Here is a 22,628-nt window from a genome sequence, read left to right on the forward strand (position 1 = left end):
GCCCATGATGGACCCAGGGCACCACCCAGAACTCCTGCCAGAACCGATAGGGCTATCACTGTATTTTTCATCGAGTACCTCCTCTGCTGTAAACACAGTGGAGTTGAACACAGATCGGATTATCCCACACCCCCAACTCCATGCCGCCGAAAATCAGGGTGCCGGAATATTCTCGATCCATCGAACCTCGATCCTTCGAGACGGCCCTGCGGGCCTCCTCAGGATGAGGGCGTGGTGGAAGGCAGAGCGCAGCATGAAGCGCGCAATAAAAAACCCCGCCGAAGCGGGGTTTTTCGATAGCGTAAAGCTATAACCTCACGCGAAGTCGAGCGCGCGGTCGCCGTTCTCATCCTTGATGCGGGATGGCAGGCCGATATGGTTCAGAATGTTGAGGAACGGCTTCGGGTTCAGCTCTTCCACATTGACCATCTTCTTCACGTCCCATTCGCCCGAAGCGATCAGGATTGCGGCGGCAACAGGGGGGACGCCAGCGGTGTAGGAAATACCCTGCGAACCCACTTCGTTATAAGCGTCCTTGTGGTCGGCAACGTTGTAGATGAAGACTTCCTTTTCCTTGCCGTCCTTGGTGCCCTTGACGAAATCGCCGATGCAGGTCTTGCCGGTATAATCCGGCGCCAGCGACGACGGATCGGGCAGCACAGCCTTGACCACTTTCAGCGGCACGACTTCCAGACCTTCAGCGGTCTTGACCGGCTGTTCGGACAGGAGACCCAGATTGTTCAGCACCGTGAAGACATTAATGTAGTGATCGCCAAAGCCCATCCAGAAGCGGACATCCGCATTCGGATAGTTCTTCGACAGCGAATGCACTTCATCATGGCCAGTCATATAGGCCTTGCTCGGGCCAACGACAGGCAGGTCGAACGTGTGGCCGACTTCGAACATCTTGTTCGACTGCCACGCACCCTTCTGCCAGGAATAGACCGTGCCCGTGAACTCGCGGAAATTGATTTCCGGGTCGAAATTGGTCGAGAACCAGCGGCCATGCGAACCGGCATTGATGTCGACGATATCGATGGACTTCACTTCGTCCAGATAATCGTCGGCGGCCAGACGCGCATAGGCGTTGACCACGCCCGGGTCGAAGCCGATGCCGAGAATGGCGGTGATGCCCTTCTCCTCGCATTCCTTGAGGTGCTTCCATTCGTAATTGCCATACCATGGCGGCGTTTCGCAGATCTTCTTCGGATCTTCGTGAATGGCCGTGTCCATATAGGCAACGCCCGTATCGATACAGGCGCGAAGGACCGACATATTGAGGAAGGCCGAGCCGACATTGATGACGATCTGAACGCCCGTCTTCTGGATCAGAGCCTTGGTGGCCTCAACATCCATTGCGTCCAGCGCATGCGCTTCCAGCTTCACCTCGGTCTTGAGGCTCTTCTTTTCATGCACGCTATCGATAATCTTGCGGCATTTCTCAACCGTGCGGGACGCAATATGGATATCGCCCAATATGTCAGAGTTTTGCGCACATTTATGTGCAACAACCTGTGCCACGCCCCCGGCGCCGATAATGAGAACGTTCTTCTTCATTTTCTGTCGATGCTTCCTCTTCCAGCGGTTTCCCGCCATCTATTGACCGTCCCGATTGCCTTCTCATTCGGAACACATGAGTTCGTTGCAGCGTGAAGCCGCAACAGGATCTTTAAGAAAGCGACCCTTCGAAATCCGCATAATCGAATTCGCGGACCACATTGACCGTGCCGTCCAATTCACGCACGGCAATCGCAGGCATTTTCACGCCATTGAACCAGTTTTTCTTGACCATCGTATAACCGGCCGCATCCTCAAAGGAGAGACGGTCGCCAATAGCCAAGGGCTTGTCGAAAGTGAACTCACCGAAAATATCGCCTGCGAGGCAGGACTTGCCGCAGACCATGTAACGGTGCTCGCCATTGTTTGGCGCCATCTTCGCCTTTTCGCGATAGATCAAAAGATCGAGCATATGCGCTTCGATGGAGCTGTCGACAATGGCCAGATTCTTGCCGTTGAAGAGCGTGTCGAGAACCGTCACTTCCAGCGTCGTCGTCTTGGTGATCGAGGCTTCGCCCGGCTCCAGATAGACCTGCACGCCGAACTTTTCCGAAAACGCCTTCAGGCGCGCGCAGAATTCATCGACCGGATAATTCTCACCGGTGAAATGAATGCCGCCGCCAAGGCTGACCCATTCAACCCGGTGCAGAAGCGAACCGAACTTGTCTTCGATCTCGGTCAGCATCTTGTCGAACAGACCGAAATCGGAATTTTCGCAATTGTTGTGAATCATGAAGCCGGTGACGCGGTCCATGACCGTCTCGACCTTCGCGACATCCCATTCACCAAGGCGGCTGAACGGGCGCGCCGGATCGGCAAGATCGAAGCTCGATGACGACACGCCCGGATTGAGGCGCAGGCCGCGCTTGATATGCGCCGCCTTATCGGCAAAGCGCTCCAGCTGACCTATGGAATTGAAGATGATCTTGTCGGCATTGGCGATGACTTCATCGATCTCGTGATCGGCATAGGCAACGCTATAGGCGTGGGTTTCGCCGCCGAATTTCTCGTGGCCCAGACGCACTTCATTGAGCGAGGACGAGGTGGTGCCGTCCATATACTGGCTCATGAAATCAAACACAGACCATGTCGCGAAGCATTTCAGCGCCAGCAAAGCCTTCGCGCCGGATTTCTCGCGCACATAGGCGATCTTTTCCATGTTGCGCTTCAGCTTGGTCTTGTCGATCAGGTAATAAGGCGTCTGGATCATGGCTCTTCGTCTTCGGGTCGTCCAATGGGGAAATCTGGCCTGTCCAGCAAGGCTGGTCGCCACGTTGGGAAGAAGCGTCAGACGCTTCTTCTGGAATTATTCAAAGGCTTATAGGAAGCTTGTGACAGAAACACAAATCCGCCACAGCGCCACGAGGAAAATTTTCCCCATAAGCTGTCGCGGATCGCTTCTGTCTTGGCTGCCCTGCCTTCAACGGTTGGCCCTGATATAGAGCTTTTCGCCAGAATTTGAACCCCTTACACGCTTCTCACCTGATTTGATTGAAAGTCTTTGTGCGCCGCACCGGCTTCCTGCGCAGGATTGACGGGTTTATGGTTGTACGAAAGGTCGCCCCGACAATTAAACAAGCATTTGCTTGACAAATTAAAAGGGCGAGCGTAGCGGTTGGCATGCAGTTTGGACAGAAGGGCATTTTCGACCTTCCATGTCCGGTTATTCAGTTGTGTAAGGAAAAAATCATGCAGGACCAAACATCCGCTCGCGGCCAGACCGCCGGTTGGGGAGACCTGTTTGCGGGCAAGAACGCCATCCGGTCGCTCACGCTTGTCGGGGGCGTCGCATTGCACGCCATCAATGTATTCATCGCCACCACCATCCTGCCCACGGTCGTCGCCGATATTGGCGGCATGGATTATTATGCCTGGAACACGGCGCTGTTCGTGACGGCCTCCATCCTCGGCTCGGCGCTGGTTCCGCGCCTGCTGTCACAAGCGGGTCCGCGCAGCGCCTATCTGTTGGCAGCGGTCATTTTCGCAGCCGGGACGCTCGCCTGTGGTCTGGCACCCTCCATGCCGGTCATGCTGGCCGGGCGCGCCGTGCAGGGTCTTGGCGGCGGCATGATGCTGGCGCTTTCCTATGCAATGATCCGCATCGTCTTTCCTGAAAACCTGTGGCCCCGCGCCATCGGTCTTGTCTCCGGCATGTGGGGCGTTGCAACCCTCGTCGGTCCGGCGATCGGCGGCATATTCGCCGAACTTGGCATCTGGCGCGCCGCTTTCTGGTCGCTGGCGCCGGTGATCGGTATCTTCGCCGTCATGGCGATGGTCGTACTGCCGCGCGCCTCCGGCGATGCAGGCAGCCGCGCACCACTGGCCTGGCCGCAGCTCATTCTGCTGACGGCGGCTGTGCTTGCGGTTTCTGCCGCCAGCATTTCGGTCAATGCCGTCATGAATGCGGCAGGTGTCGCGCTGGCTGTCGTGCTGTTGCTTCTGCTCTTTGTCGTCGAGCGCAATTCGTCACGGCGTATTCTTCCCAAAGGATCGTTCAGCCTTCACCGCCTCGGCGCGCTCTATCTGACGCTCGCCTTCCTCAGCGCTTCGGTAACCAGCGCTGAAGTGTTCGTGCCGCTGTTCTTCCAGGTGCTGCACAACCAGTCACCCCTGGTCGCCGGTTATCTGGCCGCCATCATGGGCGGAAGCTGGACACTCGGCTCTATCGGTTCTTCGGGTGTTTCCTCCGGTCGCGTCGACCGGGTGATCATCGCCGCGCCGCTGATGGGCATAGCAGGCATGGTCACGCTTGCCGCTTTGGTCCCCGTCGGCAGCGACGGTCACTGGGCAAGCCTGCTGCCGATCTGTCTGGCGCTGGCGGTCATCGGCTTTGGCGTGGGCATGACATGGCCGCATCTTCTGACGCGTATTTTCAAACGCGCCGATGCGGACGACCAGAATCTGGCATCGGCCTCCGTCACCACCGTGCAGCTTTTCACCACTGCGCTCGGCGCATCGCTGGCGGGCATGGTCGCCAATATGGCAGGCCTCAGCAATCCCGGCGGCTTTGCAGGCACCGCCAATGCCGCCATGTGGCTGTTTTCCGGCTTTGCCATCATGTCGGTGCTGGCGTTCCTGTCCGCGCTGGCCTTGGTGCGCAGCGCAAGACTGCCGCAGGCGGCGTAATACGGATCAGGAAGAACTGGCCGGGGTAAAAACATAGGCGCAGCGCCGCGCCCCGGCCAGAATATGCTCGGTACGGGCAACAGTTATATCGGGGCCCAGAACCGCTTCAAAAACCTGAAGCTCGGCCCGGCAAAAGCCCTGACAGGCATCGGCCGCAGCACAGATCGGACAATGGTTCTCGACAAAAAGCCACGAACCATCCGCCTGCCGTTCGGCATCGGCCATATAGCCCTCGGTCGAGCGAATATCTGCGAGAGCCCTGACCCGCTCGTCGAAGGCCATGTCTTTCAAGCGCGCGTGATATTGGCGGCGGGTTTCCGTCTCGCGATGTGCAACCAGCGTTTCCAGCGCGTCTTCGCCAAGGATGGTGCGCACGGAATGCAGAAGCTGCACGGTCAGATCGGCATGGGTATCGGGAAAGCGCTTGTTGCCGGTTTCCGTCAGGTCCCAGAACTGCGACGGACGGCCAACGCCCTGCGAAACGGAATGCGGCGCGACGAGACCTTCCTCGGCCAGCCGCACCAGCTGCTGGCGCACAGCCTCGCCCGTCGTGCCCAGATGTTCGCCGATTGCGGCAGCCGTCTGCGCGCCGCGCATCTTGAGCGCCAGCATGACGCGGTCTGCGGGTGAACGTGCTCCCGAAACGTCCGTATTTAGAAAGTCATTTCTTGACATATTGCCAGTTTTCGATTTAAAGAAGAATTATCTTGTTAAATTAAGCGATCCGATCTGAATTATCAAGATCGTTGTATATCAAGGAGTCTGAAATGAGCTTCACCCTGCCTCCGCTTCCCTATGCAACCAACGCTCTTGAAGGCGTCGGCATGGGCACCGAAACGCTTGAGCTGCACCATGGCAAACACCATCAGGCCTACGTAACGGCGCTGAACGGCTTCGTCGAGAAGAACGATGCGCTCAAGGGCAAGTCGCTTGAGGAAATCGTGCTCTTTGCGAAAGACAAGGCCGATCTCGCTCCGGTCTTCAACAATGCCGGCCAGCATTGGAACCACAATCTGTTCTGGCAGAACCTGTCGGCAAATGGCGGACGCCTTCCGGGCGCGCTGGAAAAGAAGATCGTTGAAGACTTTGGCGGCGTTGACCAGTTCAAGGAAGCCTTCAAGACGGCGGCTGTCGGCCAATTCGGCTCGGGCTGGGCATGGCTGGTTCTGGCCAATGACGGCAAGCTGAAGGTCACCAAGACGCCAAATGGCTCCAATCCGCTGGCAACCGGCGAAGGCAAGGCGCTATTAGGGCTTGATGTCTGGGAGCATAGCTATTATCTCGATTTCCGTAATCGTCGGCCTGACTATGTAACGAATTTCCTCGACAAGCTGGCCAACTACGAATTCGCGGAAGCCACCCTGAAGGCAGCCTGACGCGCTTATTTTGATTGCGATCAAGGCGTTTTGCCTACAGTCATGCAGACTCACTGAACTGCATGACTGCGGGCAAAATGTTGCAATGACAAACAACCGACCCAATTCTTAAAGGCGCCGTCCTCCCAAGCGTGGTGCCGGAGAACAACAGAGACAGTTCCGAAGATGAGCAGCAACTTTAATCAGGAAACCGTCACCGATATCCATCACTGGACCGACACGCTGTTTTCCTTCCGCACGACGCGTGATCCGGGCTTCCGCTTCCAGAGCGGCCAGTTCATCATGATGGGCCTCGAAGTGAACGGCAAGCCGCTCACCCGCGCCTATTCCATCGCCTCGAGCCTCTATGAAGACGGGCTGGAATTCTTCTCGATCAAGGTGCCGAACGGTCCGCTGACCTCCAAGCTCCAGCATCTGAAAGTTGGCGACCAGATCATCCTGTCCAAGAAGCCGGTCGGCACGCTGCTCTATGACAATCTGAAGCCCGGCAAGAATCTGTGGCTGCTCTCGACCGGCACGGGCCTTGCGCCGTTCCTGTCGATCATTCGCGATCTGGAAGCCTATGAACGCTATGAAAAGATCATTCTCGTTCATGGCGTGCGTCAGGTGGCGGAACTGGCCTATACGGATTTCATTTCCAACGAATTGCCGCAGGACGAATTCCTCGGCGAGATGGCTGCAAAGCAGCTCATCTATTACCCGACCGTCACTCGTGAGCCTTACAAGAACCGCGGACGCCTGACCGATCTCATTCGCTCCGGCCAGATTTTCACCGATATCGACATGCCGGAACTCAATCTGGAAGACGATCGTGTGATGCTGTGCGGCAGCCCGGAAATGCTGGCTGAAACCAAGCAGCTTCTGGAAGAGCGCGGTTTCAAGGAAGGCAGCCAAAGCGAAGCCGGTCATTTCGTGATCGAAAAGGCTTTTGTCGAAAAATAAGCTTCGCAGACATGTAGACGAAAAAGGGAGGCAATCGCCTCCCTTTTTCATTTCAGCTCTTCGAAATCCAGCCCGATATCGAGGTTCGGCGCGCTGTGCGTGGTCCAGCCGACGGAAATCAGATCGACCCCGCTGGCGGCGCCCGCCGCTCCCGTTTCCGGCGTGATGCCGCCGGATGCTTCCGCAATGGCGCGCCCGCCGATCACCGACACCGCCTCGCGCAATTGCGCAGGCGACATATTGTCGAGCAGCACCGCATCGACGCCGACAGCCATGGCTTCATCGAGCTGTTCAAGTGTGTCGACTTCCACCTCGATCTTGACCATGTGACCGGCGCCAGCCTTGGCGCGCTCGATGGCCTCACGCACACCGCCAGCGACCGCGATGTGATTGTCCTTGATCAGCACCGCATCATAAAGCGCGAAACGATGGTTCATGCCGCCGCCTGCCCTCACCGCATATTTCTGCAAGGCGCGCAGTCCCGGCGTTGTCTTGCGCGTGCAGACGATGGAAGCCTTGGTGCCCTGAACCGCCCTGACCAGATTGGCCGTGGCGGTGGCGATACCGGAAAGGTGACCGAGAAAATTGAGCGCGGTCCGCTCCCCCGCCAGAATGGAACGGGACGAGCCGGAAACGCGGGCAACATCGGCCCCCTTTTCAAGTGACTGACCGTCCCGCGCCAGACGTTCGAATGTGACATCCGGATCGACCAGACGAAACGCCATTTCGGCCACATCCAGCCCGGCAATGACGCCCGGCTGGCGCAGGCTGAACAGCATGGCCGAGCGGTGATCCTCCGGCACCACCGCATTGCTGGTAATATCGCCAGCCAGCCCCAGATCTTCCAAAAGTGCGGCGCGCACCAGCGGTTCGACGACAAGCGGAGACAAGCGCGGCAGGTTCATCATGCAGTCCTTGGAATTCGTTGAAGTAAGCGTTCGGGGGCGGCAATGTCGCGGGCAAGCGCGAATGCCGTCTCGAAAGTGTGGAAGCGGCGCTTGGCCTCCGCATGTTTCTGCGGGTGGTCAGTGCGGGCATGGCTGCCGCGCGACTCGCGTCGTTCAAATGCCGCAACCGCAGCGACCAGCGCCACGGCTGCGGTATCGTCGGTCTCCGCGAGGGGGAGAAGGGTGGTGATTGCAGAACGCAAACCTTCCTCATCACGCAGCAGGCCAAGATGGCGGGAAACAATGCGCCGCACGGGTTCAGCGTCCGCAATTTGCGGCAGGCTGACAGGCACGGGATGCCGCACGGCGACCGCCTGTTCACAGCCAAGCGCGCGGGCGGCGCGCAGGCCCATGACGGCTGCTTCAAGCAGCGAATTGCTGGCAAGACGGTTCGCGCCATGCAGGCCGGTGCAGGCCGCTTCGCCCACCGCCCAGAGGCCCGGCAGACTGCTACGCCCGTTGGCGTCGGTCCTGATCCCGCCCATATGATAATGCGTGGCCGGTCTGACCGGGATCATATCGCGAACCGGATCGATGCCATGCTGTTTGCAGAGCGCATCGATACCGGGAAACCGGGTGGCAAAACGCGTACCCAGAACCGTGCGCGCATCAAGAAAAACCTTGCGCCCTTGCGCGATCTCGCTGCCGATGGCGCGCGCCACCACATCACGGGGCGCAAGCTCGCGGCCCGGAATATCCGCCATGAAGCGCTCGCCGCGATCATTGACAAGTTGAGCTCCCTCCCCGCGAACCGCCTCGCTGATCAGCGGCAGGCGCGGCGCAGAAACGGCAAGCGCGGTCGGGTGGAACTGCACGAATTCCAAGTCGGCAAGCACAGCGCCTGCGCGGCCTGCCAAAGCGGCCCCCTGTCCTAGATTGCCGAGCGGCGTGGTTGTTGCGTTATAAAGCCCGCCAATCCCGCCCGTCGCCAGTACCACAGCAGTTGCTGCAACCGGGCCGACATTTTCAAGACAGGCGCCGACGACACGGCCATCCTGCCGGATGAGCCGAAGAGCGCGGGTGTTTTCCATGACGGTGATCGAAGGCGTCGCCAGAACCTTGGCGATTAAAGCGCGCATGATGCCCGCCCCCGTCGCATCGCCATCCACATGCACAATGCGATGGCGGCTAGGGGCGGCTTCCAGACCAAGCGAAAAGGAGCCGTCCGCCTTGCGGTCGAAGTGCACGCCATGGGCTCCCAGCGCGGCAACGCCCCCCGCGCCTGCTGCGATGATTTCTGCCGCCACGCCTGCGTCACACAGGCCGTCGCCCGCCGCAATCGTATCGGCCAGATGCAGCGCCGCGCTGTCTTCCGCGCCAACACTTGCGGCAATGCCGCCTTGCGCCAGCGCGCTGGAACCGGACAGGCCGAGGCTTCCCGCCGTCACCAACAGCACCGGCTGCGGAGAGAGCGTCAGCGCCGTCATCAGACCGGCAAGGCCGCTGCCAATGACGAGGACCGGAGTCGTGTTCATACCGCCAGCATCCGCTCGACGGCGCGCCGGGCAGGCTCCATCAGCGCTGCATCGACGGTCACTTCATGCCGGTTGTTCTCCAGCGCATCGCGAATATTGGCGAGTGTGATCCGCTTCATATGCGGGCAGAGATTGCACGGACGGATGAACTCGACATCCGGGTGGTCGACGGCAACATTGTCGCTCATCGAGCATTCGGTCAAAAGCACGACACGCTGCGGCTTCTTCTCACCAACATAGTCCGACATGACCGCCGTGGAACCGGCGAAATCGGCGACCGCCACCACTTCCGGTGGGCATTCGGGATGGGCCAGAACCACAACGCCGGGATGGCTTTCGCGCAATTCACGGATATCGTCGGGCGTGAACCGCTCATGCACTTCGCAATGGCCATGCCAGGCGAGAATTTCGACATCGGTTTCGCGCGCCACATTCTGCGCCAGAAATTCGTCGGGGATCATGAGCACACGCGGCACGCCAAGCGACTCCACCACTTTTTTGGCATTGCCGGAGGTGCAGCAAATATCGGAGGCCGCCTTAACGGCTGCCGATGTGTTGACATAGGTGATAATCGGCACGCCGGGATGCGCCTCGCGCAATAGTGCTACATCTTGCGGCGTGATGCTGTCGGCCAGCGAACAGCCCGCAGCCATATCGGGGATCAGCACCGTCTTGCCGGGGTTGAGCAACTTGGCCGTCTCGGCCATGAAATGCACGCCCGCCAGCACGATCACATCGGCATCGACTTCCGCAGCCTTGCGCGCCAGCGCCAGACTGTCGCCGACAATATCGGCCACACAGTGGAAGATTTCCGGTGTCTGGTAGTTATGCGCAAGGATGACCGCATTGCGCTTTTTCTTCAGCTCGAGAATGGCCGCGACATCGTCTTCAAAGCCCAGCCACTCCGCCTTGGGCAGTACCTTGGCCACGCGGTCATAGAGGTGCGAAACGGAAACATGATCGTTCATGTGCGAGCCTCCCAGCTCATCGACATGCGTTACGCATCAGCCTCACGCGCAAGCGTTTTGCGCTTTTGCTGAAAATACGCTGGCATGCCCATTTATACTCAATTTGAGTATTTCATGTTTACGAACTTATACTCGATTCGAGTATATTGTCAATCGCGGGAGATTGGCAGCTTGGCTCCGGCCAGATGGCGCTCGGAAAGGGCGCGTTCCTCGACAATCGAGTAGCGGAAACGGAATAGTTTTGCCGGGCGACCGCCGGTTTCGCTGTCGCTTTCGCCGGTTTCTTCGACGAGATCCTGCTGCTCGATCAAGCGGCGGAAATTCTGTTTATGCAGGCGCAGACCCGCCAGTGCTTCGACAGTCCGTTGGAGTTGCAAAAGCGTAAAACTGTCCGGCATCAGCTCAAACACCACCGGGCGATATTTGATCTTGGCGCGCAGCCGCGCAATCGCCGTGGCAAGGATGCGGCGATGATCGGCGAACATGGAACGACCGTTCTCGTCTTCCTTCATCCCGGCTTCCGCCACCAGCCCGGCCTCGTAAAGAAGCTCATAGCGCTGCAATACGAGGTCTTCGTTCCAGCGCCCGCCCCACTCACCGTTTTCAAAGCCGAAAGTGAAGGCGATGCGTCGCATGCGCTGCGCGGTCAGCTCCGGCGTCTCGGCCCGATAGGCCCAGACAAGGAGCGCATTGTTGAGATGCTCCATGATGGCCGGTTCGCCCTGACGGTGATCTTCCCACGGCAGATAATCATACCAGCCGCGCCAGCCCGCCTGCCCTGCCGCCGCATCGCTTTCGCGCACGAGGCCGAGATAGCTGATCGAGATGATGCGTTCTCCCTGCGCGTGACGGTCACGGTCGGCGAAGGTGTAGAGCTGCTCCAGATAGCCGACCGGATGCGCGGTTTCCGACTGCACCCAGGCGCGCAGACCCGATTGCAACGAACGGTGCTCGCTTTCGAACGGGCCGGATGGCAGGGCTTGGCCCTGCCGCACGGTCATGACGCGCGGCTGTTCGCTGGTCACAGCGGCCAGCACGGCAATCAGTTCGGTATGGGCAATATCGTCGGTCACGGCAACTCCGGAAAATACTTCCGACATTGAACGCGATTGACGAATAATTACAAGGCGCTACCGCCATACGGCACAGGTTTTAAGCATTTCCAGCAAAAGTGCGAAGCGCCTCCGCGGGGAAATCAGTCCACCGGACTGATTTCTGATCCCGCTCCGATGCGTAGGATAATGCGAAAAGCAAAGAGAGGTCAGGCTTTCGGTTTAGCGCCGAAAACATGCTCCGGCCCCGGAAATGTGCGCGCCCGCACCTCCTCGGCATAGGCTTTCGCCGCATCGGACACTTGCGGCGCCAATTGAGCAAAACGCTTCACAAAGCGCGGTGTGAAATCCTGAAACAGCCCCAGCATATCGTCGGAGACCAGTATCTGCCCGTCGCAGGCAGCCGATGCGCCGATGCCGACCGTCGGAATGGAGAGCGATGCGGTGATCTCGCGCGCCAGCGGCTCCACCGTGCCCTCAATCACCAGCGCAAAGACACCGGCATCGGCGATAGAATGCGCATCGCGGCGAATGCGTTCGGCCTCATCGTCATCGCGTCCGAGCGAGCGGAAGCCGCCAACCGTATTGACCTGTTGCGGCATCAGCCCGACATGGCCGAACACCGGAATGCCGCGGCGCACCAGAAAATCGACCGTTTCGGCCATTTCCTCGCCGCCTTCAAGCTTGACGCCGTCGCAGCCGGTTTCCTGCATCACGCGGGCGGCATTGCGGAACGCCTGTTCCTTCGATTCCTGATAGGAACCGAACGGCATGTCGACGATGACGCAAGCCGTCTCGGCTCCACGCATCACCGCCTGCCCATGGGCGATCATCATGTCGAGCGTCACGGCAAGGGTGGAATCCATGCCGTAAAGCACCATGCCGAGCGAGTCCCCCACCAGCAGCAGGTCGCAATGCGGATCGAGCAGCCGTGCAATCGGCGTCGTATAGGCGGTGAGGCTGACAATCGGGCGTTCGCCCTTGAGAGCCGAAATGGCCTTGGGCGTCAGTCGCTTCTGTTTGACGGGTGCGCTCATCTCAGGCCGCCCGTTCCTGCGCGACATGTGCGATGACGCGATTGTCAAGAAGCCGCGTTGAGCCAAGCCGCACGAACAGCGCAATCAGCACGGGTCGCCCCTGCACTGCCGTCAGACGCTCCAGCGTTTCGGGATCGCGCAGCGCCACAACTTCCGGCGTCGCCAGCGGTTCGGTGGCGATAAAGGCACGAATTGCCGCTTCCAGCGCATCGGGATCGTCCAGACCGGACCGATAAAGCCGCTCGGCCTCATCAAGAGCTTTCGGCACGATGATGGCGGCAGCGCGTTGCTGCGGCGATAGATAAACGTTGCGCGACGAACAGGCGAGCCCGTCATCCTCCCGCACCGTTTCAACACCGACCACGCGTACGGGTATCGCCATATCCTCCACCATGCGGCGGATGATCACGAGCTGCTGAAAATCCTTTTCGCCGAAATAAGCGGTATCAGGCCCAACGATGTTGAAGAGCTTGCTGACCACCGTTGCGACACCGGCGAAGTGGCCGGGACGCGCCTCACCTTCCATCTGGTTGCCAAGGGCTGGCACATCCACCACGGTCTGCATCGGGCGCGGATACATGTCGCTGACGGCTGGCGCGAAGAGGTAATCGACCTCTGCCCCGCGCAGCAGCGCGGCATCGCGCTCCAGATCACGCGGATATTTGTCGAGATCTTCATTCGCGCCAAATTGCAGCGGATTAACGAAGATCGACACGACGGTCACGTCATTGTCGGCGCGTGACCGGTGAATAAGCTCCAGATGGCCTTTGTGAAGATAGCCCATGGTCGGCACGAAGCCGATGCGCCTGCCCGCACGACGCGCAGGCGCCAGCACCTGCCGCAACTCCTCGATGGTGCGGATAATCTGCATACGCGTTCCTCCTCGCGGCCAAATTATTGGCGAGGACTCCTACCGCGTCAGGTCTAATATGACAACCGCCTGAAACAAGGTTATTGCGGCGTCGCCACAGCCCCCACCGTATTGCCGACAGCGCGACCGAAGCGGTCAATCTGCTCGTCATAAGTCTTGCGGGTTTTCGGATCGAACACGGCAATCGGCGCTGTGACCACAAGAGAAGCCGCCGTACCGACGCCCTGCGCCGTGCCGATCGCCACCGCACCCAAACGGTCGCCGAAACCGATCTGCGAATCCGTGATGGTCTGGCCCGCGACAAGACGCTGGCCGATCAGCTGAACGACCTCGGGACTGGAGGCAAATTTGCCGTGATTGAGGCGGTCGCCCGATTTGAGCTTGGTGAGATCGATGACGGTTATGCCCGCCTTCTCAAGCCCCGAACGGTAAGGTTCGATGGAGGGATCGATCTGGCCGAGACGGTCGATATTGCCCGAAATGCGCCGCGACAGCGCAAGCGCCCGATCATCGCGCGAGGTGAACAGCGTGAAGCGCGGATGGTCCTTGCCCATCGCCAGAAACTGCTTGGCAAATACGTCCACGTCCAGATCGGGCGAGGCCAGAATGACGTCCGTGATCTTGGCGTTCACACGCCCGTCGCGGATCGCCATCTGGCGCAGCGCTTCCACCGTCAGCCAGCTGCCCATCGAATGGGCCATGACGGTGATGTCCTTCACATCCGGCTCGCGGGCGATGGCACGCAGGATCTGCTCCAGCGCATCGCGGGAATAGTTGGTGCTTTCCTTGTCGTAATTATAATCGAACACACTGGCGCGCGAGGGCCAGGTGAAGATCACCGGCGCAACATCGGCCCCGGAATCGTGCACGATCTGCGCAAAGCGATAGACGGAATCCTCAAACGTGTTGTTGAAGCCGTGCACGAACACCATCACGCGGCGGCTCTTGGTGAGATGGGGGCGAACCCAGCCTGCAACTTCAACATCCGTCTTGAGCGGCGTCACGCTGACGGTGGCGAAATCGGTCTGCGGGTTGGGCGGCAGCTTCTTAGGCCACTGCACCTCACCCGCCTTGCGGTTCTTTTCCGGCGGAATGGACACGACGATATCGTTGATCGAAACCAGCTTGTCGCGCTCGCCCGAGAAGAGAATGCCGGGATTGTCAGACGGGCGACGGGTGGTCGCGACGAGGAGATCAACCTTGGTCACGCCGGGGGTGGTCACGCTGCCAACCGGTACAAGCACGCCTTCAGGACGGCTGGCGCAGCCCGCGAGCAGTGTCATCAAAACAAGCAATGCAGGCGCGGCCCGACGAAACATGCTCTGCAAAACCAAGCTCCCTCTACGCCATCGCTTTAACCAGAAACCAGAATTGATTTCTGAAAGCCAAGACACATCCCGTCAATAAACCCGAGTTTCTTTTAGAGCCTGTTCCAAAAGTCGCCCTGTGTGGCTGCAAATGGCAATTTTCTGCGTTCCGGTGCTCACGTACCTTTAAGTACGCTCTGCTCCGGTACTCGAAAATCACCATTTTCGCACACACATGCCGCTTTTTGAGTCAGGCTCTTACATGCGAATTTTGTACGTTAATATATTCTTTACCCCGAAAGTTCTGCCAAGCCCCTTTTATCAACAGCAGAACGATCACAGGCCAGCTGCGACTTATCGGTTACACACTGTTCAGCAACTAACACTTTTCCCGACCACCCTGACGGCCGATATAGGGACCAACAGCAAACGCAACTCCCTGAACAAAGGAGGCAATCATGGCTTTGGAACTCACCGGACTGCACCATCTGACGGCCATCACCGCCAATGCAGCGGGCAACCGGCGCTTCTACACCGATACGCTCGGGCTTCGGCTCGTCAAGAAAACCGTCAATCAGGACGACACCAGCGCCTATCACCTGTTTTATGCCGATGGTCTGGCATCGCCCGGCACCGACATCACCTTCTTCGACTGGCCCGTCGAGCGCGAACGTCGCGGCACCAACAGCGTGGCCCGCACAGGCCTGCGCGTGAATGGCGTCGAAAGCCTCGACTGGTGGCGCAAGCGCCTCAACGAACAGGGCATTGAAACCGGCGATATTTTTGAAGTGGCCGGTCGCGCCGTGCTCGATTTCGAAGACCCGGAAGGCCAGCGGCTGCGGCTGACTGACGATGGCGGTGCGGGCGATGCCCATAGCTGGGACAGAAGCCCTGTGCCCGCCGACCGGCAGATTCGCGGCCTCGGCCCGATTACGCTGAGCGTTCCAGACCTCGCGCCGACCAAGATCGTGCTCGAAAAGCTGATGAACATGAGCGAGACCGGCGACTATGTCTCGCCTGATGGCGAAGGCCATGTCCATGTCTTCTCCATGGGACCGGGCGGTGCGGCGGCAGAACTCCATGTCGCCGTGCAGCCAAACCTGCCGACGGCATGGCAGGGTGCGGGCGCCGTGCACCACGTCGCTTTCCGCACACCGGATCAGGAAAGCATGCAGGAATGGGTCGAACGCCTGCGGTCGCTCAAGGTGCCGTCCAGCGGTGAAGTCGAGCGCTACTATTTCCGTTCGCTCTACTTCCGCGAACCGAATGGCATCCTGTTCGAGATCGCAACCGACGGTCCGGGCTTTGCCGTCGACGAACCGCTGGAGAGCCTCGGCGAAAGCCTGTCGCTGCCGCCTTTCCTGGAAAGCAAGCGCGCAGCCATCGAAAAGGGCCTCAAGCCGCTAGACTAAAAACCCAAAAGGGCCGCTGGAGAAATCCGGCGGCCCTTTTCGTTGTTTGATCGACAGGCATTCAGAGCTTCTGCTTCAGCCATTCAGCCGTGACGCGGATATCGTCGTCGGTCAGGCCATGCCAGCCCTCGATGGCGCGAACGTCGATATCGGCACCATCCTCACACAGCGCCTTTGCCAATGCGCCCGACGCATCGCCGAACGGATCAGCCGCACCGTTCAACTGAAGAATGGAAGCATCGGAGAGATCGGCCTCCGGCTGTTCCTCCAGCACTTCCGAAGCCCGCAGCAAAACCGCCTTGCGTACGATATGCGGATGAAGCCGCATGAAGGCCGCAAGCAGGTTTGCGCCGTTGGAATTGCCGATAAAGGCGAGACGCTCCGGGTCGATGTCATAGGCGGCGATTGCGCCTTCGACGAAAGCCTCAAAGGCTTCCGCTTCGAAACCAATATCCTTCTGGTCGAACCGCTTCTGATCGAAACGGCGGAACCAGCGCTGGATGCCCTCCTCGGTGCTGCGACCGCGAACCCCGATCAGCGTAGCGCGCGGCGCAGCCAATCGGGCGAGCGGCATGAGATCATTCTCATTGCCGCCCGAACCGTGCAGCAGGATCAGCGTGCTGCCATCCGGGTCTTCCGGCAGGTGAACACGATGGACGAAGGGCAGGTCGCGATAGATCACCCGCTCCTCACCCGGCAGGCCGAATTGCGGCATGCGGGCGCGGATCGCTTGCGCCTGCTTCTCATTGCCCGGCGGCACGAACAGAAGCTGCCCCAATGTTTCCACCGGCTCGTCCACGGTAAAGCCGGGGGTGTCGGTGGCAAATTCGAACAGGGTTCCGCCCGGCTCGCGAACATAGAGCGAGGTGAAATATTTGCGGTCGTGCACATTGACCTCGCTGGAATTGAGCTTCGACAGCTCCTTTTCCAGCGTCGTCACATCGTCGGTCGTGCGGGCGCGAAAAGCCACATGGTCAGCAATGCCGGTGCCCGGGATGCCGGGCCAGAAGCCGCTCGCATCACGCACATCGATGGCGTCGCCGGAATCGGAGACGAGCCGGTCGATGGTTTCTTCCTTCCCCTGATGGTGAAAGCCGAAATAGCGCTCAATGAATGCGGCAGTCTGTTCGGGCTGCTCGGACAGGATGGTGGCGGAACGTATCCGGCGAATGGCGAATTCAGCTGGAATGCCCTCACCGGACCACGGATCGTTGGCCGCAAGATCACTGCCGACCAGCTTGACGATCACGCCGTCTGGATCGCGCAGCCGCAGAACCGGCTCGCCAAATTCCTGCACCGGACCTTCGGACGAGACGTGATAACGCAACGCCCGCTCCAGCCAGAAGCCGATAGCCGTGCGGTCGATGGCAAGCGCGATTTCGCTGACCTGCCCATGGCCGACGCGGCCCTTGGAACCGTCTTCCCAGACCAGAAAGGTGATCAGCGAACCCGGCGTGCCGGAACGGTCGCCATAGAACAGATGCAGCTGCTCGGCATCCTCGAAACCACCCGTCCGCTTGACGATACGCAGTCCCAGAAAGCCCGCATAGAAATCGACATTCGCCTGCACCTTGCGCGTGATCAGCGTCAGATGATGGATGCCACTGGTCATGATTGCGATCTCCCGTCCTTATAAAGTCGAGCAAGAGATAGCGCAGCCAGCGCAGCTTGCCCATGGGGCTGACCGGTGACGGATTGTCAACGGATGGTTTGGCTTTTGAAATTTGGGAAAGGTCCAGAAAAAGAAAAAGGCCGCGCGGGAGGAGGATGCGCGGCCTGATCTTCGAATACGGCTGGGAGGAGGAGTGCCGTATTCCGGTATCGAGTTCTGGGAGGAGGAGTGAACTCGATGACCAAGTTTTACCCGGTGGCTTATTTTTGAACAACGGCCAATAATGCATGTCAGTTATGCAAATTCGACAATGCTCAAGAAAAAGGCAGTCGCCAAAAATGCACAAGCGCCCGCAGAACGGGCGCTTGCTGAGGCGTTATTATCTTTCGATAACAGAAGCTTACAGGAGGTGCGCGATCAGCGGCGCAGCCAGCACATTCACCAGCCCAACCAGCACCATGACGAGACCGGCGATGGAACCTTCCTCGCTGCCGATCTGGTGGGCCTTTGCCACGCCAGCGCCATGCGCGCCCATGCCAAAGAGCGCGCCGCGCGCCAGTGCGGAGCGCAGCGGCAGCCAGTTGAGCATCATTTCGCCGAGCGCCGCGCCGAAAACACCGGTCAGCACCACGAAGATGGCGGTCAGGTCCGGCGTGCCGCCAATGTCGCCCGAAACAGTCATCGCAAAGGGCGTGCTCATCGAACGCGGCATCAGGCTGAGGCTGATCGCCTCGTTCAAGCCCAGCAGATGCGCCAGCCCCCAGGCCGAGGCCATGGCCGATGAGCTGCCGACCAGCACGCCAGCCAGCAGAACCGGCCAGTATCGACGGATCGTCGCGCGCTGCTGATAAATGGGAATTGCGAAGGCAACCGTTGCAGGGCCGAGCAACGCCACCAGCCAGTGCGTTGCGCCAAAATAGCCGCGATAGTTTTCGTTGAGCGCGACCACCAGCCCCATCAGCAGAAGCGGCGTGACGGCCAGAGGCGTCAGCCACCACATGGGAAAGCGGCGATAAACGCGCTTTGCCGCAAGATAAAGCAGGATCGTGGCCGCCGACCAGAATAGCGTTGCCACGAAGGGGTTACTTGGCAGCATAACGGAGGCTCCAGCGATAGCAGAGGTCTACCGTCAATGCGGTGACGCTCATCACCGTCAGCGTGCCGAGCAGGATGACAGCCATGATCTTGAGACCGAGCACGCCGATCAGTTCGCGGTGTTCAAGGATCGCCAGAACGGCGGGCACGAAGAACAGCAGCATCTCGGCCAGAAACCATTCCGCGCCGCGCTTCATGCTGAACAGGCTGACGCGCCCGCTCAACAAAAGCGCCAGCACCAGCGCCATGCCGATGATGCCGCCGGGCAGAGGCAGACCGACCGCGCGGACAAAAGCTTCACCCGCCAGCCAGAAGCCGACCAGCGTCGCAATCTGCATCATGCGGCTGTGGTGCAGCGCATAGCGGAAGCGGACAGCAAGAGTATGAGCATTTCTGGAGGCGTTCATGGGCTTCTTCCCGGGCCATTGCCCGTTTGCGTTCGGTCTGGTGTTGAGCATCAATATAGGCCGCCCCCGCTTATTCTAGAAATGAATTGATTTCATTGCAGCTATTCCGATATAGAATAGCTCATGAATTTGAGAAGCTTTCAGGCATTTGTGGAGGTGGTGCGCCAGGGCGGATTTTCCGCGGCGGCCAGAGCCATTCACGCGACCCAGTCCACGGTCAGCAAAGCGGTGAAGCAGCTGGAGGAAGAGCTGGGCCTTGCCCTTCTCGACCGCGACGCTACCCCGCCTCGCCTGACGGCTGCGGGCGACATTGTTTATCGCCGCGCCTTGGCCATGCTGGCCGAGAAAGACGATCTGCTGGCGGAGCTTGGTGAATTGCGCGGCCTGAAACGCGGTCTCCTGCGTCTCGGGCTGCCACCCATCGGTTCCAGCGTGCTGTTTGCGCCGGTTTTCGCCGCCTATACCAAGCTTTATCCGGATATCGACATTCAGCTGGTTGAGCATGGCAGCCGCCGTCTGGAAGAGCTTCTGCTCGCGGGCGATGTCGAGCTTGCCGCCTCGCTTCTGCCGGTCGAAGACAGTTTCGAATGGCAGGATGTGCGTTGCGAGCCTGTCGTCGCCCTGCTGCCCGCGACCCACGAGGCGGCTTCTGGCGAGGGCGTGACGCTGGAGCAGATCGCAGGCCTGCCCTTCATTCTCTTTGAAAGCGGCTTCGCACTCAATCATATCATCCTCGATGCCTGCCAGCAGCATGGCTTTGCCCCGAATGTCGCGGTCCGCTCCAGCCAGATCGATTTCATCGTCGAACTGGTGGCGGCGGGCATGGGCGTCGGCTTTCTGCCGCTGATGATCGCCGAGCAACGCCATCATTCCGGCGTGCGCATTCAGAAAATCACCGATGCGGACATGAACTGGAACATGGCGCTGATCTGGCGCAAAGGCGCGTTTCTGTCCCATGCAGCGCGCGCCTGGCTGACGCTTGCAAGCGGTGGAACTTCAAAAAAACCTTGAAGCGCACGAACCAGCGCCTATCTCCAATAGACACCGACTCTACGCGCCATCCGGCGGCGTTCCGTCTTGATGCTCATCAGCAAAGAAGGAGGCTATGATGGAAGGTCAGGTTATATTCTACAAAGGCGACAGGATCCTGTACCGGCATCATATCGACGTGCAGGACGACGATTATTCCAAGGGCGTCAATGACGCCTTGATCGCCTTCCAGCGCAACTATGCCGGTTTTGATCTTGCGGGCGACGATATTCACGTCCGCTTCAAGAAGCCTGGAGATGTTTGAAAGCTGACCGGGTCCACCGTGACTGGAGCCCGCGTCCGGTTTCACGCCGAACGCGTGCGGCTCCTTCTGTCGGCATGATCAGGCGGCTGCGTAAGCGGCTTCACGTGCCACGCGGCGAATGTCGTTGCGGCTGAGGCCGAGATCGCTCAGTTCGCGATCGCTGCAGCTTTCAAGCTCACGCAGATTTTCGCAATACTGCATCCAGCGATTGAATTGGGTACGAAGATTGGTTGGAAGGCTCATGGTGGTATCCCCTTGTTTTTATCTTCCTCCCACCATTGAGCTTCCGCCTTTCAAGCACTTTTGAGAAGTGCAGATACTGCATGGCTGCATTGTGATTGGGGAATGCTGATTGCGCCAAAAAAATCCTGGAGCTTTTTGATCGGCTCCACGCTACATAGAGACCATGAACGAAACGCGTCATGAATCTCCGGTGCAAAACGGCCCAAAAAGGGTCGTTAAGGCCTTTATCATCCATTTGAAGCGGGCGAATGATCGACAGCCGCAGGTGGAGCGGCTCATCGACAGCCTGCCTCTGCGGGCAGAAGTGATCGACGCCGTTGACGGGCGGGTGCTCGACGGAGAAACCATCCAGCGCGTTTATCGGCGCTCGCTGCACAAGCCCCCCTACCCCTTTCCGCTCAGCACCAACGAGATTGCCTGCTTTCTGTCGCACCGCAAGGCGTGGCAGGCCATTGTCGATCAGAAGATCGACGCGGGTTTCGTGCTGGAAGACGATGTCGAGCTGACGCCGGAATTTGCAGCGGCTTTTCAGGCCGCGTTGCAGCTTGTCGACCATGACAGTTTCATCCGCTTTCCCTTCCGCGAGCGGGAAACAGGCCGCGAAGTGCTGAATATCGATGGCGTGCGGGTGATCCTGCCCGTGCCGGTCGGCCTTGGCATGGTTGCGCAGCTTGTCGGTCGCGAGGCGGCGAGACGGCTGCTGGCCGCGACCGAGACATTCGACCGGCCGGTGGACACTACGGCGCAGATGAACTGGGTAACGGGACTGAAGCCGCTTTCCGTCCTGCCCGGTGGTGTGCGTGAAGTGTCGGTGCGGCTGGGCGGCAGCACCATCCAGAAATCCCGCACCCTGCCGGATAAACTGAAGCGGGAAATCCTGCGACCGCTTTATCGCTGGAAGATCAAAAATCGTTCTCGCAAGAGTTAGCAATTCCATCGGAAAGCAAACTGATTTAATTATGCCTTTTTAAATATTTAGCCACAGAACATTATTCGTGTGACCGCCTGAAATACAGATTCGAGGATTATCGTGTCCGTCCCAATTCTTCTTTATCACCAGATCGATGTTCCGCCCCGGCACAAAGCGCCGTTTCGCAGCATGACCGTGCATCCCGACCGCTTTCGCAGCCAGATGGCCTGGCTCAAGCGCCTCGGCTATCAGGGATTGTCGTTGAAGGATGCGCTGCCCTACATCTATGGCGGCAAAAAGGGGAAAGTCGCAGTCATCACCTTCGATGACGGCTTTGAGAATGTCTTCCGCAATGCTCTGCCCATCTTGGAGGAGCATGGCTTCACCGCCACAAATTATTTCGTTGCCAATCAGATCGGCGGCTTCAATCTGTGGGATCAGAAAATCGGCGTGGCGCGGGCCGATTGCATGGGCGTCGCCGAAATGCGCGAATGGGCGGCCCTTGGTCACGAAGTGGGGTCGCATACGCTCGATCATATCAATCTCAGCGAAGCAAACGATATGGAAGCCGAAGTGCAGATCCGGCAATCCCGGGAAAAGATCGAGGATCTGCTTGGGCAGGAAGTGATCTCTTTCGCCTATCCCTATGGCGGCGAAAATGCCAGAACGCGCGAGATTGTCGCGCAGGCGGGCTATAAATACGCCACCACGACGGAAAAGCGCCGCGCGAAACCCACCGATGACCCGTTCGGCATTCCGCGCCTGACGATCCGGCGTAACGATATATGGCTGCAATTCCTGCGGAAGCTCACCCTGTCCTGACCGCGCAACAAACCGGGTGCAGGTATTGTGCCCTTCTGGCTGCATTTGCTTGATCTCGATCAATGCTGCTTCAATAAAACGTGGCAAATTGCCCGCAACCGCGCCATGGACGTCACAGGCCAAAAGCGCTAGTTAAGGCAAAGACAAGCGCATCGGCCTAAAAATCGGGAGCGAT

The 22,628-nt window shown here is 59.2% G+C and carries 22 protein-coding genes and 1 pseudogene; 9 read left to right on the forward strand and 14 right to left on the reverse strand.

Features of this window, described 5'->3' with window-relative positions:
* Window positions 1–315: 315 nt before the first annotated feature.
* On the reverse strand, window positions 316–1,557 hold the full coding sequence (locus JAU75_RS05395) for a saccharopine dehydrogenase family protein (RefSeq protein ID WP_199055291.1): 1,242 nt from the start codon (window positions 1,555–1,557) through the stop codon (window positions 316–318).
* 112 nt (window positions 1,558–1,669) lie between these two features.
* Window positions 1,670–2,767 (reverse strand): carboxynorspermidine decarboxylase, encoded by a 1,098-nt coding sequence (gene nspC / locus JAU75_RS05400; RefSeq protein WP_199055293.1) that lies wholly within the window; start codon window positions 2,765–2,767, stop codon window positions 1,670–1,672.
* 479 nt (window positions 2,768–3,246) lie between these two features.
* On the opposite strand from nspC, the gene JAU75_RS05405 reads away from it, so the two are divergent.
* Complete coding sequence (locus JAU75_RS05405; RefSeq protein WP_199055295.1) at window positions 3,247–4,683, forward strand: MFS transporter; 1,437 nt, start codon at window positions 3,247–3,249, stop codon at window positions 4,681–4,683.
* Window positions 4,684–4,689: 6 nt separating this feature from the next.
* Here the strand turns inward: JAU75_RS05405 and JAU75_RS05410 are convergent, their stop codons facing one another.
* Window positions 4,690–5,295, reverse strand: a complete 606-nt coding sequence (locus JAU75_RS05410; RefSeq protein WP_199056008.1) for a metalloregulator ArsR/SmtB family transcription factor — start codon at window positions 5,293–5,295, stop codon at window positions 4,690–4,692.
* Window positions 5,296–5,450: 155 nt separating this feature from the next.
* Here JAU75_RS05410 and JAU75_RS05415 point away from each other — a divergent pair, with 155 nt between their 5' ends.
* Both JAU75_RS05415 and JAU75_RS05420 read left to right on the forward strand, forming a co-directional pair.
* Complete coding sequence (locus JAU75_RS05415) at window positions 5,451–6,059, forward strand: superoxide dismutase (protein ID WP_199055297.1); 609 nt, start codon at window positions 5,451–5,453, stop codon at window positions 6,057–6,059.
* 165 nt (window positions 6,060–6,224) lie between these two features.
* Window positions 6,225–7,001: a ferredoxin--NADP reductase gene (locus JAU75_RS05420; protein WP_078337945.1), complete on the forward strand. Its 777-nt coding sequence runs from the start codon at window positions 6,225–6,227 to the stop codon at window positions 6,999–7,001.
* 47 nt (window positions 7,002–7,048) lie between these two features.
* Here the strand turns inward: JAU75_RS05420 and nadC are convergent, their stop codons facing one another.
* From nadC to JAU75_RS05455, 7 genes are all read right to left on the reverse strand, one after another.
* Window positions 7,049–7,906, reverse strand: coding sequence for a carboxylating nicotinate-nucleotide diphosphorylase (gene nadC / locus JAU75_RS05425; RefSeq protein ID WP_199055299.1), 858 nt, complete (start codon window positions 7,904–7,906; stop codon window positions 7,049–7,051).
* Window positions 7,906–9,423, reverse strand: a complete 1,518-nt coding sequence (locus tag JAU75_RS05430; RefSeq protein ID WP_199055301.1) for an L-aspartate oxidase — start codon at window positions 9,421–9,423, stop codon at window positions 7,906–7,908. Before JAU75_RS05430 ends, nadC begins: the two co-directional genes overlap by 1 nt.
* A complete protein-coding gene (gene nadA, locus JAU75_RS05435) occupies window positions 9,420–10,391 on the reverse strand; it encodes a quinolinate synthase NadA (protein WP_199055302.1) in 972 nt (323 codons plus the stop codon). Before nadA ends, JAU75_RS05430 begins: the two co-directional genes overlap by 4 nt.
* 149 nt (window positions 10,392–10,540) lie before the next feature.
* Entirely contained in the window at window positions 10,541–11,491 is a 951-nt protein-coding gene (locus tag JAU75_RS05440; protein ID WP_104756116.1) for a hypothetical protein, read from the reverse strand.
* A 161-nt stretch (window positions 11,492–11,652) separates the two neighbouring features.
* The gene (panB, locus tag JAU75_RS05445) at window positions 11,653–12,480 is read right to left on the reverse strand and encodes a 3-methyl-2-oxobutanoate hydroxymethyltransferase (RefSeq protein ID WP_199055303.1); all 828 of its coding nucleotides are present in this window, start codon (window positions 12,478–12,480) and stop codon (window positions 11,653–11,655) included.
* A 1-nt stretch (window position 12,481) separates the two neighbouring features.
* A complete protein-coding gene (gene panC, locus JAU75_RS05450) occupies window positions 12,482–13,351 on the reverse strand; it encodes a pantoate--beta-alanine ligase (RefSeq protein ID WP_199055304.1) in 870 nt (289 codons plus the stop codon).
* Window positions 13,352–13,431: 80 nt separating this feature from the next.
* Complete coding sequence (locus tag JAU75_RS05455) at window positions 13,432–14,670, reverse strand: alpha/beta hydrolase (RefSeq protein WP_371836125.1); 1,239 nt, start codon at window positions 14,668–14,670, stop codon at window positions 13,432–13,434.
* A gap of 139 nt (window positions 14,671–14,809) precedes the next feature.
* On the opposite strand from JAU75_RS05455, the pseudogene JAU75_RS05460 reads away from it, so the two are divergent.
* Window positions 14,810–14,942 (forward strand): annotated as a pseudogene (locus JAU75_RS05460) (flagellar basal body P-ring protein FlgI); the annotation flags it as partial.
* 174 nt (window positions 14,943–15,116) lie between these two features.
* Window positions 15,117–16,070: a ring-cleaving dioxygenase gene (locus JAU75_RS05465; protein WP_199055306.1), complete on the forward strand. Its 954-nt coding sequence runs from the start codon at window positions 15,117–15,119 to the stop codon at window positions 16,068–16,070.
* A gap of 61 nt (window positions 16,071–16,131) precedes the next feature.
* Here JAU75_RS05465 and JAU75_RS05470 read toward each other — a convergent pair whose 3' ends face one another.
* From JAU75_RS05470 to JAU75_RS05480, 3 genes are all read right to left on the reverse strand, one after another.
* Entirely contained in the window at window positions 16,132–17,682 is a 1,551-nt protein-coding gene (locus tag JAU75_RS05470) for a VOC family protein (protein WP_199055309.1), read from the reverse strand.
* 400 nt (window positions 17,683–18,082) lie between these two features.
* Window positions 18,083–18,778 (reverse strand): LrgB family protein, encoded by a 696-nt coding sequence (locus tag JAU75_RS05475; RefSeq protein ID WP_199055310.1) that lies wholly within the window; start codon window positions 18,776–18,778, stop codon window positions 18,083–18,085.
* A complete protein-coding gene (locus JAU75_RS05480) occupies window positions 18,765–19,184 on the reverse strand; it encodes a CidA/LrgA family protein (protein ID WP_199055311.1) in 420 nt (139 codons plus the stop codon). The genes JAU75_RS05475 and JAU75_RS05480 overlap by 14 nt, the downstream gene beginning before the upstream one ends.
* Window positions 19,185–19,307: 123 nt before the next feature.
* On the opposite strand from JAU75_RS05480, the gene JAU75_RS05485 reads away from it, so the two are divergent.
* Together JAU75_RS05485 and JAU75_RS05490 are read left to right on the forward strand one after the other, a co-directional pair.
* On the forward strand, window positions 19,308–20,195 hold the full coding sequence (locus JAU75_RS05485) for a LysR substrate-binding domain-containing protein (protein ID WP_199055313.1): 888 nt from the start codon (window positions 19,308–19,310) through the stop codon (window positions 20,193–20,195).
* Between the two features lie 97 nt (window positions 20,196–20,292).
* Window positions 20,293–20,478 (forward strand): hypothetical protein, encoded by a 186-nt coding sequence (locus JAU75_RS05490; protein ID WP_119045417.1) that lies wholly within the window; start codon window positions 20,293–20,295, stop codon window positions 20,476–20,478.
* A gap of 78 nt (window positions 20,479–20,556) precedes the next feature.
* Here JAU75_RS05490 and JAU75_RS05495 read toward each other — a convergent pair whose 3' ends face one another.
* Window positions 20,557–20,721, reverse strand: coding sequence for a DUF1127 domain-containing protein (locus JAU75_RS05495; protein WP_199055315.1), 165 nt, complete (start codon window positions 20,719–20,721; stop codon window positions 20,557–20,559).
* A 163-nt stretch (window positions 20,722–20,884) separates the two neighbouring features.
* Here JAU75_RS05495 and JAU75_RS05500 point away from each other — a divergent pair, with 163 nt between their 5' ends.
* Entirely contained in the window at window positions 20,885–21,649 is a 765-nt protein-coding gene (locus JAU75_RS05500) for a glycosyltransferase family 25 protein (protein WP_199055317.1), read from the forward strand.
* 102 nt (window positions 21,650–21,751) lie between these two features.
* Window positions 21,752–22,453 carry a polysaccharide deacetylase family protein gene (locus JAU75_RS05505; RefSeq protein WP_199055319.1) on the forward strand — a complete coding sequence of 234 codons (702 nt, stop codon included), beginning with the start codon at window positions 21,752–21,754 and terminating at the stop codon, window positions 22,451–22,453.
* Window positions 22,454–22,628 lie beyond the last annotated feature (175 nt).

This window comes from Ochrobactrum sp. Q0168 (assembly GCF_016427605.1).
In the GTDB taxonomy this organism is placed as follows: domain Bacteria; phylum Pseudomonadota; class Alphaproteobacteria; order Rhizobiales; family Rhizobiaceae; genus Brucella.

Bases quoted from the DNA above. Each gene is read 5' to 3' on its own strand.
- nadA (WP_199055302.1), bottom strand. From the start codon at position 10,391: ATGAACGATCATGTTTCCGTTTCGCACCTCTATGACCGCGTGGCCAAG.
- JAU75_RS05430 (WP_199055301.1), bottom strand. From the start codon at position 9,423: ATGAACACGACTCCGGTCCTCGTCATTGGCAGCGGCCTTGCCGGTCTG.
- JAU75_RS05500 (WP_199055317.1), top strand. From the start codon at position 20,885: ATGAACGAAACGCGTCATGAATCTCCGGTGCAAAACGGCCCAAAAAGG.
- panB (WP_199055303.1), bottom strand. From the start codon at position 12,480: ATGAGCGCACCCGTCAAACAGAAGCGACTGACGCCCAAGGCCATTTCG.
- JAU75_RS05480 (WP_199055311.1), bottom strand. From the start codon at position 19,184: ATGAACGCCTCCAGAAATGCTCATACTCTTGCTGTCCGCTTCCGCTAT.
- JAU75_RS05405 (WP_199055295.1), top strand. From the start codon at position 3,247: ATGCAGGACCAAACATCCGCTCGCGGCCAGACCGCCGGTTGGGGAGAC.
- JAU75_RS05475 (WP_199055310.1), bottom strand. From the start codon at position 18,778: ATGCTGCCAAGTAACCCCTTCGTGGCAACGCTATTCTGGTCGGCGGCC.
- JAU75_RS05495 (WP_199055315.1), bottom strand. From the start codon at position 20,721: ATGAGCCTTCCAACCAATCTTCGTACCCAATTCAATCGCTGGATGCAG.
- JAU75_RS05465 (WP_199055306.1), top strand. From the start codon at position 15,117: ATGGCTTTGGAACTCACCGGACTGCACCATCTGACGGCCATCACCGCC.
- nadC (WP_199055299.1), bottom strand. From the start codon at position 7,906: ATGAACCTGCCGCGCTTGTCTCCGCTTGTCGTCGAACCGCTGGTGCGC.
- JAU75_RS05415 (WP_199055297.1), top strand. From the start codon at position 5,451: ATGAGCTTCACCCTGCCTCCGCTTCCCTATGCAACCAACGCTCTTGAA.
- JAU75_RS05485 (WP_199055313.1), top strand. From the start codon at position 19,308: ATGAATTTGAGAAGCTTTCAGGCATTTGTGGAGGTGGTGCGCCAGGGC.
- JAU75_RS05490 (WP_119045417.1), top strand. From the start codon at position 20,293: ATGGAAGGTCAGGTTATATTCTACAAAGGCGACAGGATCCTGTACCGG.
- JAU75_RS05470 (WP_199055309.1), bottom strand. From the start codon at position 17,682: ATGACCAGTGGCATCCATCATCTGACGCTGATCACGCGCAAGGTGCAG.
- JAU75_RS05395 (WP_199055291.1), bottom strand. From the start codon at position 1,557: ATGAAGAAGAACGTTCTCATTATCGGCGCCGGGGGCGTGGCACAGGTT.
- JAU75_RS05455 (WP_371836125.1), bottom strand. From the start codon at position 14,670: ATGTTTCGTCGGGCCGCGCCTGCATTGCTTGTTTTGATGACACTGCTC.
- panC (WP_199055304.1), bottom strand. From the start codon at position 13,351: ATGCAGATTATCCGCACCATCGAGGAGTTGCGGCAGGTGCTGGCGCCT.
- JAU75_RS05410 (WP_199056008.1), bottom strand. From the start codon at position 5,295: ATGCTGGCGCTCAAGATGCGCGGCGCGCAGACGGCTGCCGCAATCGGC.
- JAU75_RS05420 (WP_078337945.1), top strand. From the start codon at position 6,225: ATGAGCAGCAACTTTAATCAGGAAACCGTCACCGATATCCATCACTGG.
- nspC (WP_199055293.1), bottom strand. From the start codon at position 2,767: ATGATCCAGACGCCTTATTACCTGATCGACAAGACCAAGCTGAAGCGC.
- JAU75_RS05440 (WP_104756116.1), bottom strand. From the start codon at position 11,491: ATGTCGGAAGTATTTTCCGGAGTTGCCGTGACCGACGATATTGCCCAT.